The organism is Solimonas variicoloris DSM 15731, from assembly GCF_000382285.1.
In the GTDB taxonomy this organism is placed as follows: Bacteria; Pseudomonadota; Gammaproteobacteria; order Nevskiales; family Nevskiaceae; genus Solimonas; species Solimonas variicoloris.
The window spans coordinates 101,118-116,827 of sequence record NZ_KB907927.1 but is presented as its reverse complement, the minus strand read 5'-3'; the positions used below and the strand labels follow the sequence as shown (position 1 = coordinate 116,827).

Annotated in this window: 10 protein-coding genes; 9 read left to right on the top strand and 1 reads right to left on the bottom strand. The window is 70.4% G+C overall.

The window, feature by feature from the left end; all coding sequences use genetic code 11:
• Positions 1-49: 49 nt before the first annotated feature.
• The 6 genes from H149_RS19770 (at position 50) to H149_RS19765 (ending at position 11,802) form a co-directional block, all read left to right on the top strand.
• The gene (locus H149_RS19770) at positions 50-1,324 is read left to right on the top strand and encodes a TolC family protein (RefSeq protein ID WP_083930816.1); all 1,275 of its coding nucleotides are present in this window, start codon (positions 50-52) and stop codon (positions 1,322-1,324) included.
• Between the two features lie 4 nt (positions 1,325-1,328).
• Positions 1,329-2,318: an efflux RND transporter periplasmic adaptor subunit gene (locus tag H149_RS0105210; protein ID WP_020648684.1), complete on the top strand. Its 990-nt coding sequence runs from the start codon at positions 1,329-1,331 to the stop codon at positions 2,316-2,318.
• Between the two features lie 141 nt (positions 2,319-2,459).
• Complete coding sequence (locus H149_RS0105205) at positions 2,460-5,567, top strand: efflux RND transporter permease subunit (protein WP_020648683.1); 3,108 nt, start codon at positions 2,460-2,462, stop codon at positions 5,565-5,567.
• A gap of 55 nt (positions 5,568-5,622) precedes the next feature.
• On the top strand, positions 5,623-7,758 hold the full coding sequence (locus H149_RS0105200) for a heavy metal translocating P-type ATPase (protein ID WP_020648682.1): 2,136 nt from the start codon (positions 5,623-5,625) through the stop codon (positions 7,756-7,758).
• Positions 7,759-8,048: 290 nt separating this feature from the next.
• Positions 8,049-8,561, top strand: a complete 513-nt coding sequence (locus H149_RS0105195; protein WP_020648681.1) for a hypothetical protein — start codon at positions 8,049-8,051, stop codon at positions 8,559-8,561.
• A gap of 181 nt (positions 8,562-8,742) precedes the next feature.
• Entirely contained in the window at positions 8,743-11,802 is a 3,060-nt protein-coding gene (locus tag H149_RS19765; RefSeq protein ID WP_020648680.1) for a sensor histidine kinase, read from the top strand.
• Between the two features lie 4 nt (positions 11,803-11,806).
• Here H149_RS19765 and H149_RS0105185 read toward each other — a convergent pair whose 3' ends face one another.
• The gene (locus H149_RS0105185; protein ID WP_020648679.1) at positions 11,807-12,859 is read right to left on the bottom strand and encodes an AraC family transcriptional regulator; all 1,053 of its coding nucleotides are present in this window, start codon (positions 12,857-12,859) and stop codon (positions 11,807-11,809) included.
• A gap of 161 nt (positions 12,860-13,020) precedes the next feature.
• On the opposite strand from H149_RS0105185, the gene H149_RS0105180 reads away from it, so the two are divergent.
• From H149_RS0105180 to H149_RS0105170, 3 genes are read left to right on the top strand one after another with little or no spacing between them, the layout of a single operon-like run.
• Entirely contained in the window at positions 13,021-14,418 is a 1,398-nt protein-coding gene (locus H149_RS0105180) for a flavin-containing monooxygenase (protein WP_020648678.1), read from the top strand.
• On the top strand, positions 14,415-15,266 hold the full coding sequence (locus H149_RS0105175) for an SDR family NAD(P)-dependent oxidoreductase (protein ID WP_020648677.1): 852 nt from the start codon (positions 14,415-14,417) through the stop codon (positions 15,264-15,266). Before H149_RS0105180 ends, H149_RS0105175 begins: the two co-directional genes overlap by 4 nt.
• Positions 15,267-15,292: 26 nt before the next feature.
• The gene (locus H149_RS0105170; protein WP_020648676.1) at positions 15,293-15,691 is read left to right on the top strand and encodes a helix-turn-helix transcriptional regulator; all 399 of its coding nucleotides are present in this window, start codon (positions 15,293-15,295) and stop codon (positions 15,689-15,691) included.
• Positions 15,692-15,710: the final 19 nt, after the last annotated feature.

The window sequence follows — 15,710 nt, the reverse complement described above, 5'->3', positions numbered from 1 at the left end:
GCTGCCTCGCTCGCCCTCCCCGAAGGGCGGGCCAATTCAGGAGTACCCCATGTACGCATGGACAACCGGCGCCAGCCCATGGCGCTGGATCGCTGCATTGTGTGTGCTGTTCGCCGGCGTGGCGCCGGCCAGTGCGCAACCGCTCACGCTGCGCGAGGCGATCGCCGCGGCCCAGCGCCACAATCCGGATCTGCAACGCTACGGATTCCAGCTGCTCGCCGCCGACGCCGTACGAAATCAGGCCGCGCTGCGTCCGGCACCGAGCCTGGCGTTCAGTCTCGAAAACTTCGCCGGCACCGGCGCCACTTCCGGCTTCGATGCTGCCGAGGCGACGCTGACGCTGTCGCAGGTGGTCGAACTCGGCGGCAAGCGCGAGGCGCGGGTGGCCGCCGCCGAAGCGGGCATCGATACGCTGGCGACTGTCCGCCAGGCAGCCGAACTCGATGTGCTGGCCGAAGTCACGCGCCGCTTCATCGCCGTTGCCGAGCGGCAGGCACTGCTCGCGCTGTCGGCACGCGCCGCCCGGCTGGCGGAGAACACCGCCCGCAGTACCGAGCGGCGCGTACGTGCCGCCAAGGCACCGCATGTCGAAATAGACCGCGCCAGCATTGCACTCGCGCAGGCGCATCTCGATCAAGGTACGGCCGAGAGCCGTCTCGACGCCGCGCGCCGCTCGCTGTCGGCGATGTGGGGCCGCGACGACGGCACGATCGACGGACAAGCAATCAATGAAGTCGCCGGCGATCTGTTCCGCCTCCCCCGCCAGACCGACTACGTCGTCCTCGTCGAGCGCCTTGCGCAAACTCCGGATTTCCTGCGCTATGCCAGCGAAGAGCGTCTGCGCGATGCCGAACTCCGGCTGGCAACGATGCAGCGCCGCGCTGACTGGACGCTGGGAGCCGGCGTGCGGCGATCACAGGATAGCGGCGACACCGCGCTCGTCGCTTCCATCTCGCTGCCGCTGTTTGCGGGCCGCCGCGCCGCGCCGCAGATCGCTGAAGCCGCCGCCCGGCGCGATCTCGTCGGGGCCGAGCGCCAGGCGGCACTGGTGCGCGCCAAAGCCCAGCTTTACGCGCTCTATCGCGAGTTCGGCGACACCGTGCTGACCATCGAGACGCTCGAACGCACGGCGCTGCCGAAGATCGACGAAATGCTCCGCGAGACCGAGCACGCTTTCGAACGTGGTCGCTACAGCTATCTCGAACTGATCGACGCACAGCGTGAATACCTCGCGATCCAGCGCGCGCGGATCGAAGCCGGCGCGCGAGCGCAGAACCTCGCCGCGGAAATCGAGCGCCTGATCAATGCCCCGCTCGGGTCCTAGCCCGATGCCCAACGAACTGCCGCATACCATTGCCATGAATAATGTACTGCTGCCGGTACTCGCCACCTTGCTGGTCGCACTCGCCGCCTGCGGCGGTGCCGATAACGCGCCCCCGCCGGCCGCTTCCGCCGAACAGCACGCCGCCGAGACCCACACTGAACCCGGTCATGACCCGGAATCACGCGTCGAGCTGAACGCACCGCAACTCGCCGCTGCCGGCATCGCGATTGCGGCCGCCGGTTCCGCTCCGATTCACGAAACGCTATCGCTGTACGGTGCCATCGAGCCCAATGCGGAACGCGTACTGGAAGTCACGGCGCGCTTCCCGGGGGTGATCCGCCGGGTGACCAAGAAGATCGGAGACCCCGTCACGCCCGGGGAAACACTGGCCCTCGTCGAAAGTGACGAAAGCCTGCAGACCTACGCGGTGAGCGCACCGCTCGGCGGGATCGTCACCGCCCGCAACGCCAATCCGGGCGAGCAGAGCGGCAGCCGCGCGCTTTTCACAGTGGCCGACCTGTCGACGGTCTGGGTCGAGCTGTCGCTGTTCCCGCGCGATCTGGCCCGCGTCCGGACCGGCCAACGCGTGCGCGTGAAAAGCTCCGACGGCGCACTGTCCGGAGAAGGCGTGCTGGTCTACGTGGCGCCGATCGGCCGCAGCACGCAGCAGTCGCTGAGCGCCCGGGTGCTGCTCGACAACCCGCAACGGAACTGGGCCCCGGGGCTGTACGTCAGCGCGGAAGTCGTTCTCGGCGCCAATGTCGCTCCGCTCGCCGTACGCAACAGCGCGCTGCAGATGCAGGATGGGAAAGTCATCGTCTTCGTTCAGCACGCCGACGGCGATTTCGAAGCGCGGCCGCTGCGCCTCGGACGCAGCGACGACGAATACAGCGAAGTGCTTGACGGTCTGGCTGCCGGCGAACGCTATGCCAGCGATAACAGCTTCGTGCTGCTGTCGCAGCAAGGCGCTGCGGGCGCCGAGCACGGCCACTGATGCCATTGCCGTCGCGTGCGCTCTTCCGGCCCGCCGGACGAGCGCGCATTCCGACGTCCCACTCACCGGCCGCCGCCTTGTGCGACGCGGCCGCTGTGCGCCCGCAGCGAAACCCGACGGGCGCACCCGAGGAGTACCGCCATGATTGACGCCATTCTCAAATTTTCGATCGCCCGCCGCGGGCTGGTCCTGGGCCTGGTCGCAGCGCTCGCCGCACTGGGTTTGTGGAGCTACCAGCGCCTGCCGATCGACGCCGTTCCCGATATCACCAACGTTCAGGTACAGATCAACACGCAGGCGCCGGGCTACACGCCGCTCGAGGTGGAGCAGCGCATCACTGTGCCGATCGAGACCGCCATCACCGGCCTGCCCGGCCTCGAATATCGGCGTTCGCTGTCGCGGTACGGACTGTCGCAGGTCACCGTCGTGTTCGAGGACGGCACCGATCTGTACTTCGCCCGCAATCTGGTCAACGAACGCTTGCAGCAGGCACGCGGCCGCCTGCCGGACGGCATCGACCCCGTGCTGGGCCCGATCGCAACCGGCCTGGGCGAGATTTTTCTCTATACCGTCGAAGCCGATTCGGGGGCACGCCAGCCGGACGGCAGCCCCTGGAACGCCACGGCGCTGCGCTCGCTGCAGGACTGGGTGATCAGACCGCAGTTGCTGCAGGTGCCGGGCGTCACCGAAGTCAACAGCATCGGGGGCTACGCCAAGCAGTTCCACGTGCGTCCGGCGCCGGCGCGCCTGCTCGCATATGGCCTGACATTCGAGGAGGTCGCCGACGCGATCGCGCGCAACAACGCCAACCAGGGCGCCGGCTATCTGGAACGCAACGGCGCGCAACTGCTGGTCCGCATCCCCGGCCGGCTCGCCGGTCTCGACGAACTGCGCCGGCTGGTCGTGGCAACGCGTGACGGCCTGCCCATCACTGTCGGCGACATCGCCGAGGTTGCACTGGGCAAAGAGCTGCGCACCGGCGCGGCGACACGCGACGGCCACGAAACCGTACTCGGCACCGCCGTGATGCTGGTCGGCGCCAACAGCCGCAGCGTTGCACACCGCGTCGCCCGGCAGCTCGAAAAAATAAACGGCAGCCTTCCGGACGGTGTGCGGGCGGTCCCCGCTTACGACCGGACGGTACTGGTCGACCGCGCGATCGCTACCGTGCAGAAGAACCTCATCGAAGGCGCGCTGCTGGTGATCGCGGTGCTGTTCGCGCTGCTCGGCAATCTGCGCGCAGCGCTGTTGACGGCCATGGTCATTCCGCTGGCCATGCTGCTGACGATCACCGGAATGGTGCAGACGCGGGTATCGGCGAACCTGATGAGCCTCGGGGCGCTCGATTTCGGGCTCATCGTCGACGGCGCAGTGATCATCGTCGAGAACTGCCTGCGCCGTCTGTCGGAGCGAAGCGACGCCGCACGGCGCAGTCTGGCGGAGCGCCTGGAGACCGTCTACGCGGCGACCGCAGAGGTCGTGCGTCCGAGTCTGTTCGGCGTATTCATCATCACTGCCGTCTACCTGCCGATCTTCGCGCTCGACGGCGTCGAGGGAAAGATGTTTCATCCGATGGCGCAGACCGTGGTTATGGCCCTGCTCGCGGCACTGGCGCTTTCGGTGACGTTCGTGCCGGCCGGCATCGCCCTGCTGTTCCGCGGCCCCATCCGCGAGAAACACAATCCGGTGATCGGCGCCGCGCTGCGCGGCTACGCGCCGCTGCTGCGTCTCGCGCTGCGGGCCCGTGTCGCCTTGCTCACCGGCGCCGTGGTGCTGGTCGTCGCCTGCGGCTGGCTCGCGTCGCGCATGGGCAGCGAGTTCATTCCCAGCCTCAATGAAGGCGACGTCGCTATCCAGGCGCTGCGCATTCCGGCCACAGGGCTTTCCCAGTCCGTGGCCTTCCAGCAGAAGATCGAGCAGCGCCTGCTGCAGTTTCCGGAAGTCACGACTGCATTCGCACGCACCGGCACCGCCGAGGTCGCGACAGATCCGATGCCGCAGAACATTTCCGACGGCTACGTGATGCTCAAGCCGCAGTCGCAATGGCCCGATCCGCGAAAATCGAAAGCGACGCTGGTCGCCGAACTGCAGGCGGCGATCGAGGCGCTGCCGGGCAGCGCCTACGAAGTGAGCCAGCCGATCCAGCTGCGCTTCAACGAGCTGATTTCCGGGGTTCGCTCGGATTTCGCCGTCAAACTCTATGGCGACGACCTGCCGACCCTGCTGCGCCACGGCAACGCGCTGGCGGAAGCACTGCAGGCGGTGCCCGGCGCTGCCGACGTGAAGGTAGAGCAGGTCAGCGGTCTGCCGGTGCTGTCGGTCCTGCCGAGAAGGGAGGCGCTGGCGCGCTACGGCGTCGCCATTGCCGACGTGCAGAATCTGGTCGCCACGGCACTCGGCGGACGCCGCAGCGGTGAGATCTTCGAAGGCGATGCGCGCTACGACATTGTCGTGCGCCTCGGCGACGAGCAACGCAACGACCCGCGCGCGCTCGAACGCCTGCCGGTACCGCTGCCGGGCGGCGGCCACGTGCCGCTAGCCGAACTCGCCGAGCTGCAGATCGCCCCGGGGCCGAACCAGATCAGCCGTGAGGATGGCAAACGCCGCCTCGTCGTCACCGCCAACGTGCGTGGCCGCGATCTCGGCCGCTTCGTCGCCGACGCCCAGGCGGCGATCGCCGGCGTTGCGCTGACCCCCGGCTACTGGCTGGACTACGGCGGCACTTTCGAGCAACTGCAGTCGGCGAGCCGGCGGCTGGCCGTCGTCGTGCCCGCAACACTGCTGCTGATCGTCGGCCTTCTGATTCTCGCCTTCGGCTCGCTGAAGGATGCGCTGCTGATTTTCTCCGGCGTGCCGCTGGCTCTGACCGGCGGCGTTCTGGCGCTGTGGCTGCGCGGCATTCCACTGTCGATCAGCGCCGGGGTCGGCTTCATCGCGCTGTCCGGCGTCGCCGTGCTCAACGGACTGGTCATGGTCAGCTTCATCCGCAGCCTGCGCGCGGACGGTGCGTCGCTCGACGACGCCATCGTCGAAGGTGCGCTGACGCGCCTGCGTCCCGTGCTGATGACGGCACTGGTCGCCAGCCTCGGTTTCGTGCCGATGGCATTCAATACCGGCATCGGCGCCGAGGTGCAGCGCCCGCTGGCGACGGTCGTGATCGGCGGCATCGTCTCGTCGACGATCCTGACGCTGCTGGTATTGCCCGGCCTGTACCGCCTCGCCCACGGCCGCGAGAAGCTCTCATCATGAGCCGCCGGCCAGCCCTTCCACTTCCGCCACTCACCTTATGCCTCCGGAGCTTCGCATGAACGAATCGCCTTCCCCAGCGCCGATCGCGGCGCGCGGCACGGTGCGCCTGCGCATCGCCGGAATGGACTGCGCCGCCGAAGAGTCCGAAATCCGCCGCGCTCTCGAAACCATCGGCGGCATCCGTTCGCTGGGCTTCCAACTCGGCGCGCAGAGCCTGACGATCGATGCCCCACCGGAGGCGATCGACGCGGCGATCGCGGCGATCCGCGCTGCCGGCTTCCGCGCCGAACCGCTGCGCGACGAACCGTCCGCGGAGCCGGCGCCGCGGCGCTTCGGCGGCATCGTGCGCCTGCTGCTGGCACTGGCCCTCGCCGTGCTCGCCGAGCTGATCGCGCTGCTCTTGCCCACTGCCGATGGCGGGCGCTGGGCGGAGATGGCGATTGCCGCGGCCGCGATCGCGCTGTCCGGCTTCGACACCTATCGCAGGGGCCTGAGCGCGCTGCGCCACGGCAAGCTCAACATCACGGCGCTGATGAGCGTCGCCGTCACCGGCGCCTTCCTGATCGGCCAGTGGCCGGAAGCGGCGATGGTGATGGCGCTGTATGCCATCGCCGAGCTGATCGAGGCACGCGCGCTCGATCGCGCGCGCAACGCGATCCGCAGCCTGATGGCACTCGCGCCGAAGGAGGCGCTGGTGCGTCAAGCCGACGGCAGCTGGACGACGATGGCGGTCGACACGGTGCCCTTGCAGGCGCTCGTGCGCATCCGCCCCGGCGCGCGCGTGCCGCTCGACGGCATCGTCACCGCCGGCACGAGCGCCGTCGACCAGGCGCCGATTACCGGCGAGAGTCTTCCGGTAGACAAGAGCGTCGGCGATCCGCTGCTCGCCGGAACCATCAACCAGGAGGGCGAGCTGGAAGCGCGCGTGACCGCAACGGCCGGCGACACGACGCTGGCGCGCATCATCCACGCCGTCGAGCAGGCGCAAGGGGCCCGTGCGCCGACGCAGCGCTTCGTCGATCGCTTCGCTGCCGTCTATACCCCGACCGTCTTCGTGATCGCGCTGCTGGTGGCGGTGGTGACGCCGGTTCTGCTCGGCTGGACCTGGGAACAGGCGCTCTACAAATCGCTGGTCCTGCTGGTGATCGCCTGCCCTTGCGCCTTGGTGATCTCGACCCCGGTGACCGTCGTCAGCGCGCTGACACGCGCCGCCCAGCGCGGAGTCCTGATCAAGGGCGGGACCTATCTTGAGGACGCGCGCCGCCTGCGCGCGATCGCGCTCGACAAGACCGGCACGATCACCGAGGGCAAGCCACGGCTCGTTGATCACACTGCGCTCGCGGAAGCGTCGATGACGTCGCCACTCGAGATCGCCGCCGGGCTCGCGGCGCGATCCGACCATCCTGTCTCGCGCGCGATCGCCGCCGGCCTCGGCGCGGGCGCGACCCCGATCAGCGATTTCCAGGCCCTCGCCGGCCGCGGCGTGCAGGGGCGCGTCGCCGACCGCGTCCACGTGCTCGGCAACCATCGCCTCATCCACGAGCGCGGCCAATGCAGCGCCGAACTCGAGGCCAGCATCGAGCAGCAGCAACAGCTTGGCCGTACCGTCACACTGCTGGCATCCGACGACGCCGTGCAGGCCCTGTTCGCGGTCGCCGACACCACCAAGGACAGCTCCCGCGCGGCGATCGCCGAGCTGCGCGCGCTCGGCGTCACACCGGTGATGCTGACCGGCGACAACGCCGCCACCGGCCGCGTGATCGCCGCACAGGCCGGCATCGACGAGGTGCACGGCGATCTGCTGCCCGAGAACAAGCTGCGCGCCGTCGAGGACCTGCGCGCGCGCTACGGGCCGACGGCGATGGTCGGCGACGGCATCAACGATGCCCCGGCACTGGCCCGCGCCGACATCGGCATCGCGATGGGCGCTGCCGGCACCGACACCGCCGTGGAAACCGCCGACGTCGTCATCATGAACGACGACCTGCGCAGCATCCCGTTCGTGATCCGCCTGTCGCGACGGACCCACGACGTCATGTGGCAGAACATCAGCATCGCGCTCGGGATCAAAGCCGTCTTCCTCATCCTGGCCGTGCTCGGCAAGGCCACGATGTGGATGGCTGTGTTTGCGGACATGGGCGCCAGCCTGCTGGTCGTCGCCAATGGCCTGCGGCTGCTCCGTGCGCCCTAGCCAAGCTGCGCATCGCCTGCGCACGGTGGCCGCAGCGCGGAGCGGAACGGGGGCCCCGTCGTGTTCGCCCGGGGACCGGCAGGCGACTGACGGCACGCCGGAGTTGACCGGCGTCACGGCGCGGCAGTCGGCAAACGCGCCATGGTTCAGATGCGACACGGCCCTGTTCCAGCGGGCAGGTGCGTGGCGATGACGTATGGGGATACGTTCTTCGTCGCGGTTCGGATGCCGGTCTGTGAGGGGGGACACTCATGAGAGACGCCTGGGCTGATCGGGCGAGCGCGGCGGCAATGCCTCCCGCGCATCGCTACGCGTTCTGGGGCGGCTGCGTGCGCCGGGTGCTGCGCTGCTCGTGGGACGAGGCGAATCCCGCCATTCGCGCCGCGCTGCGCTCGCCGGCCGATGTCGCGCGACTGATCCGCGCCTACTGGAAAGACACGCGCGAGGCCGCCACGGTCGGCGAATTCGCGATGATCGACCTCGACGGCGACCAGCAGCTCGAACTGGTCGCGACCGTCGATCGCCGCGGCCGCGGCCTTTGCTCGACGCTGATGGTGATCGCGCGCGCCGGCGACCGTCTCTACCGGACCGAGCTGTCGAGCAACGGTCCGCATCTCGAAGGTCTGCGCCAGCGCATCCTCGTCGACGAAGGCAAGGGCGCCGTGACGCTGAACCTCGCGTGGCGCCTGCCCGGCTGCGGCAGCAACGAGCCGGCCTCGGTCATCACCGTCAGCTACCGCTACGACCATGGCGCGCTGATCCCGCTGCGCGTCAGTTCCGGGCCGCCGCCGGAGCAGGCTTAGGGGCGCTCGACACGCCCCTTGCCACGGCGCCGGGGCCATCGCCCGCAGCGCGGATGCGTGCGCGCTGCGGGCGGCGACGCTATAGTCCGGCCGACCCGTGATTCGCCTGCCGCGCCGAACGCAGCCGCCGTTCGCGAGCGGTCCCGCGCGCCGCCGCCGAAGCCAGACGCCCGCACACCCGATGTCGCCGCTGCCGAGCCCGACCCCGCCGATCCGCACGGTGCAGCGCGCGGTCCGGCCGCGTGCGGCGCGACGATCGCGCACGATCGCCATCCGCCTGCTGATGCTGGCGAGCCTGCTGCTGTGCACCGGCACCGGCCGCGCACTCGATCCGCAGCGCTCGCTGCGCGAGCTTTATCACACCGCCTGGACCGACCGCGACGGAGCCCCCGGCGAAATCTTCACGATGGCGCAGTCCGCCGACGGCTATCTGTGGCTCGGTACGCCGACCGGCCTGTTCCGCTTCGACGGCGTGCAGTTCGAAGCACTGCCGGCGATCACCGCCGCGGCGCTGGCGTCGAACGACATCTACAGTCTGCTGGCGACGCCGGACGGCGGGCTCTGGATCGGGCTCGGCCGCCATGGCGTGGCCCGTCTGAGCGACGGCCGGCTCGACGCCTACGGCGAGGATCAGGGCGTTCCGGACAGCCCGGTCCATGCGATGGCGCGCAGCGCCGACGGCGCCGTCTGGGCCGCCACGGCCCGTGCGCTGTTGCATTTCGACGGCAAGACCTGGACCCGCGTGGCCGGGCTGCCGGCCGGCGGCGTGCAGTCGGTCTATGCCGATCGCAGCGGCCGCGTCTGGACCGCGAGCCAGGATCGCATCTTCATGCGCGTGCCCGGCGCCGAAGGCTTCACGGACACCGGCATCGAGGTCGGCAGCGTCGCACAGTTCGCCGAAGCCGGCGACGGTGCGATCTGGATCGCGGAGACCAGCAACGCGGTGCGGCCGGTCTGGGTGCCGGGCGCCGATCAGCGGCCGCCGCCGACGCAGATTCGCGTCGGCTCCAACGCGCTGGCCTTCGACCGCGATGGCGCGCTGTGGGTGACGACGCTCGGCGACGGCCTGCGCCGCAGCGGCGATCCGGCCGCGATCCGCGGCCGCCGTGTCGCGCAGTTCGGCCGTGAGGTCGAAGCCTACGGCGAGAAGGACGGCCTGAGCGCCGACTTCGCGTATTCGATCGTCGAGGACCGCGAGGGCAATGTCTGGGTCGGCAGCAGTCGCGGCCTCGACCGCTTCCGCGCCGGCGCGATCGTGCCGGTCGCGCTGCCGTCCGGCTATCACGCGCTGCAGCTGGTCGCCGGCGAACGCGCCGGCGTCTGGATCGGCAGCGCCAGCCGGCCGCTGGCGCAGGTCGACGCGCACGGCGCATTCCGCGACACCGGCCAGCCGGTCGGCCTCAACGCCGGCTATCGCGACGCCGACGGCGGTTACTGGTGGAGCGCCGAACCCGACATCGTGCATGTCGACGCACGGGGCGAGACGCGCCTGCGCCTGCCCGAGGCCGCCGCCGCCAGCCGTTTGCAGTGGCTCGCCCGCGACGGTGCCGGCCGGCTCTGGATCGGCACCGCGCGCGCCGGCGTGTTCGTGCGCGAGCACGAGGCCTGGCGCGCGGTCGGCGCCGCCGAGGGCCTGCCGGCGGACAGCGTGCCGGTCGCCTATGCCGACCGCGACGGCCGCGTCTGGCTCGGCTACGGCCGCGACCGCGTCAGCGTCTTCACCGACGCGCGCGGCCGCGCCTACGGTCCGCACGACGGGCTGGCGGTCGGCGACCTGCGCGTGATCGGCGGCGGGCGCCGGATCTGGGTCGGCGGCAGCACGGGCGTCGCGCAATGGACGCCGCAAGGCTTTCGCATGCTGCGCATCGCGCACGGCGCTCCGCGCAATGTCGCCGGGCTGGTCGAAGCCGACGACGGCGCACTGTGGATCGCCGATGCGGACGGCATCGCGCGCGCGGCGGCGGCCGATCTCGAACGCGCCGCGCGCGAGCCGGCCTACGCCGTACCGCTGCGCCGCTTCGATCATCTCGACGGTCTACCCGGCGCGATCCAGCAGGCTTCGATCCACCCGGCCGCGCTGCGCGCCGACGACGGCCGCCTGTGGTTCGCGACGCTCAACGGCCTGGCCTGGCTCGACCCGCGCAACATGCCGCGCAACCCGCTGGCGCCGCAGGTCCTGATCCGCAGGCTGCGCGGCGGCGCGATCGAACACGCGCCGGACGAAGGCTTGCGCCTCGACGCCGGCACGCGCGAACTGCGCATCGACTACACCGCGACCAGCCTCGGCATGCCGGAGCGCGTGCGCTTCCGCTACCGTCTCGACGGCGTCGACGCCGGCTGGCAGGACGCCGGCACGCGCCGCCAGGCCTTCTACACCAACCTCGCGCCCGGTTCGTACCGCTTCCACGTCATCGCCGCCAACGCCGACGGCGTCTGGAGTCCGGCCGGCGCGGCGCTGTCGTTCTCGATCGCGCCGGCGTTCTACCAGACCGCCGGTTTCTATGTGCTCTGCGCGCTGCTCGCCGCGCTCGCGCTGTGGAGCCTGCACCGCCTGCGCCTGCGCCAGATCACCGGCCGCCTCGAACAGCTGCACCAGGAACGGCTGATCGAGCGCGAACGCATCGCCCGCGAGCTGCACGACACGCTGCTGCAGAGCGTGCAGGGCCTGATCCTGCGCTTCCACGCCGCCGTCTCGCGCCTGCCGGCGCAGGACGCGGCGCGCGGCGCGCTGATCGACACGCTGGAACGCGCCAACGACACGCTCGAAGAAGGCCGCGATCAGATACTCAAGCTGCGCGACAGCGGAGAGGCGCAGGACCTCGCCGCGGCGCTCACGGAACTGGCGCACGGTCTGGCGCTGGAAGCGCCGCCGACGGCGGTGCCGCATTTCGAACTGCAGGCCGGCGGCACGCCGCGCGCGCTGCAGCCGCTGGTCTACGAGGAGCTGTTCCGCATCGGCGGCGAGGCGCTGCGCAACGCCTTCCGTCATGCCGGCGCCACGCGCATCGAGCTGCAGCTCGACTACGGCCGCCGCGAGTTGCGCCTCTGCATCCACGACGACGGCTGCGGCATCGATACCGCGGTGCTGCGCGCCGGCCGGCGCGACGGTCATTGGGGTCTGGTCGGCATGCGCGAACGCGCAGCCCGGCTCAAGGCGCGCTGGAAGCTCGAATCCACGGCCGGCGCCGGAACCTGCGTCGAAATCACGCTGCCGGCGTCGCGCGCCTACCGGCGCGGCTGAAGCTTCAGCGCCGCCGTGCGCGCGTCCGCGCGGCGTTCGGGGCCTCGCCGGTCCAGCGCTTGAAGGCGCGGCGGAACTCGCGGCCGTCGCTGAAGCCCAGGGTTTCGCCGATGCGCGCGACCGGCAGCGCCGGATCGCCGAGCAGCGCGGCCGCGTGCTGGGCGCGCAGACGGTTGTGCAGGCTGCGGAAACTCCAGCCGGCGTCGGCCAGACGGCGGCGCAGCGTGCGCTCGGAGACGTTGAGCGCGCGCGCCGCGTCGGCGATGCGCACGCCGCTGCCGAGCCGTTCGCGCAGCCAGAATTCGAGGGCGGTGACGTGATCGTCGGCGTGGCCGCCCTGCCCGCTGCTCTGCTGCGAGCAGAGGCTGAGCGCCGAGGCATGCACGGCGGCATTGGCGGTCGCCGGCCGCGTGTGCAGCGACGCGGCATCGAAGACCGCGCGATTGGCCTTGCAGCCGAAGCGGACCGGACAGTCGAAAGCTTCTTCGTACAGCGCCGCGTAGGCGGGCCGCGGATAGGTGAACTCCATGCGCAGCGGCCGGTAGCCGGTACCGATCAGGCCCTTGGCGACCTGCTGGCAGCAGAGGAACAGTTCCTCGCAGAAGAACGGCAGCAGATCGGGTTCCGGGAAGCGCTCGCTGGCGACCAGCGCGACCTGCGATTCGGCGCCTTCGACGCGCAGGTCCAGGAAGCTGCCGGTGACCGGGTGGTAGCGGGCGGCGACGGCGAGGACTTCGCCCAGCGTCGGCGCCGACATCAAGGCGAGGCCGAGCACGCCGCAGGAGCTGAGCGTCTCGCGCAGGCCGACCTGCAGGCCCAGCGTCGGCTCGCCGGTCGCCGCCAGCGCCCGGCGGATCACGGTCGCGCCCTGGCGGAACGATACGCGCGCGTCCGGCTCGTAGCACTGCTGCGGCTCGATGCCGAGACCGGCGAACCACGGCGCCGGGTCCCAGCGCCGCTGCCGCGCGAGATCGATCATGAACGTCAGAACGTAGGTCGGGATGACCGGCGCCGAATAGCGCGGATCCTGGATGTGCGGGCGTGGCAGCTTGGTCATGGCGCGATTGGCCGGAATGCCCCCCAAGTTTGCCGACTGGAGACCTTTTGCCGCAAGCCGCTTGACAGCGACCATGGCGCATCGGCCGGACGCACCCGGCGCGCGGATTGCCGGCGCGCCGGCCGGCCATCACGCTGCCCCTTGCCGCCAGGAAAACCGCCGTGTCCGATCCGTCGTCGTCCCCCGCCTCTGTCAGCGATCGCAGCGATCGCATCTGCATCATCGGCGCCGGTCCGGCCGGCCTGTCGATCGCCCGCGCGCTCAAGCGCCTCGGCCTGCCGTACGACCAGTACGAACGCCATTCCGACCTCGGCGGCCTCTGGGACCCGAGCAATCCGGGCACGCCGGTGTACCGCAACGCGCACTTCATTTCCTCGCGCAACACCTCCGGCTACTACGACTATCCGATGCCGAAGGAATTTCCGGACTATCCGCACAACCGCGACATCCTCGCGTACACGCAGATGTTCGCGCGCAGCTTCGGCCTGCGCGACGCGATCCGCTTCAACACGCCGGTCGCCAAGGTCGAACAGGACGGCGCGCTGTGGCGCGTGCAGCTCGGCGACGGCCAGGTGCTGCGCTACCGCGCCGTGGTCTGCTGCTCCGGCACCAACTGGGACCCGAACCTGCCGCGCCATCCGGGTGAATTCAGCGGCGAGATCCGTCACTCGGTGACGTACAAGGACCCGGCCGAATTCCGCGGCAAGCGCGTGCTGGTCGTCGGCGCCGGCAACTCGGGCGCCGACATCGCCTGCGATGCGGCCGCCAACGCCGAGCGCGCGTTCATCAGCATGCGCCGCGGCTATCACATCATTCCGAAGCACCTGTTCGGCATGCCGGTCGACGAATTCGCCGAGAAGGGCCCGGCGCTGCCGATGTGGCTGGAGCGCCCGGTGTTCGGTCTGCTGCTGCGCTGGTTCGTCGGCGACACCTCGCGCTGGGGCCTGCCGAAGCCGGACCACAAGCTGTTCGAATCGCACCCGCTGCTCAACACCCAGCTGCTGCACTATCTGCAGCACGGCGACATTCGTGTGAAGGGCGATATCGAACGCTTCGACGGCCAGGACGTGGTCTTCAAGGACGGCTCGCGCGAACCGATCGACCTCGTGCTCTACGCGACCGGCTACAACATGAGCATGCCGTATCTCGCCGCCGACTACTTCGAGTGGCACGGCGGCCGGCCCGAGCTGTACCTGCGCACCTTCAACCGCAAGCACCACAACCTGTTCGCGCTCGGCCTGCTCGAAACCAACAGCAGCGCGTACACCCTGTTCGACCGCATCTCGCACCTGCTCGCCCACTACCTGCTCGACGAAGTCCGCAACCCGCAGCGCGCGGCCGCGTTCGAGCAGCTGATCCGCGACGACCACACCGATCTCGGCGGCGGCCTGAAGTTCGTCAACAGCAACCGCCATCAGGGCTACATCGAGATTCACGCCTTCCGCAAGCATCTCGAAAAAGTGCGCAAGCAGATCGGCTGGGAACCGCTCGCACCGGGCTACTTCAAGCCGATCGAAGTCGCGCCCGCGCAGCTCGCGCCGCCGGCGGTGACGCCATGAGCGCGCGCCTGGACGGCAAGGTCGCGGTCGTCACCGGCGCCGCCGGCGCGATCGGCCGCGAAGTCGCGCTGCGCCTCGACGCACTCGGCGCGACGCTGCTGCTCGTCGACCTGCGCGAGGAGCCGCTGCGCGCGTTCGCGGCGACGCTGCAGCGGCCGGCGCTGTGCGTCGCCGCCGACCTCAGCGCCGCCGACGCGCCGGCGCGCATCGTCGCAGCGCTGCAGGCCGCGCACGGCCGCTGCGACCTGCTCGTCAACAACGCCGGCATCGTCGTGCCCGAGCCGTTCGAGAGCGCGCCCGCCGAGCGCTTCGAGCGCGAGGTGCGCATCAACCTGTTCGGGCCGATGTTCCTGACCCACGCGCTGTATCCGCTGCTGCAGCAGACGCGCGGCCAGGTCATCAGCGTGGTCTCGCTCGGCGGCCAGCTGCCGCTGAAGGAATGCCCCGGCTACTGCGCGTCGAAGTTCGGCCTGCGCGGCCTGATGCTGGCGCTGGCGCTGCGCGAGAAGACCACCGGCGTGGCGATCAGCATCGTCAATCCGTCCGGCGTCGACACGCCGATGATCGAGCACGAGGCGCTGCACGGCGGTTCGGCGCTGAACTTCCTGAGCCCGCCGCTGGCGCCCGGGCTGATCGGCGACGCGGTGATCCGGCAGATCGAGCAGCGCCGCATCGAAACCGACGTGCCGCGCGGCGACGGCTGGCTGATCCGCTTCGTGATGCTGTTCCCGGGGCTTTACGCGCGCGTGCTGCCCTGGCTCGAGGCCTCGGGCGAGAAAGGCCGGCGCCGCTATCTGCGCGCCAAGGGCCTGAGCCTGCCCGACGGCGGCGGTCCGCGGTCGCACTAGCACATCGCCCGGCGCCGCCGCTGCCGATGGAAGATTTCGATGGCGCCGGCGACGGCCCGATGCCGACCGATCAGGCCGGCGGCTGGGTCGGCGCGAGCGAGGCAGCGATCACGGCCGGTCTGAGCGACGGCCGTGTCTCGATCGGCCGCGTCGCCGCCGAACTCGGCCTTTCGGAACGCACGCTGCAGCGCCGCCTCGGACACAGCGAACGCCGCTACACGGACATGCTCGACGCGCTGCGCCAGGCCCAGGCCGAGCAGCTGCTGCGCGATCCGCGGCTGTCGCTGGTCGAGATCGCACTGAGCCTCGGCTACAGCGAGCACTCGGCGTTCACGCGCGCATTCAAGCGCTGGACGGCGTTGACGCCGCAGGCCTATCGCCACCGTCTGCGCGGCTTCGGACCGGCCGCGGCCGCAGGCGACTGAAGGCCCGGCCGGGGCGCGG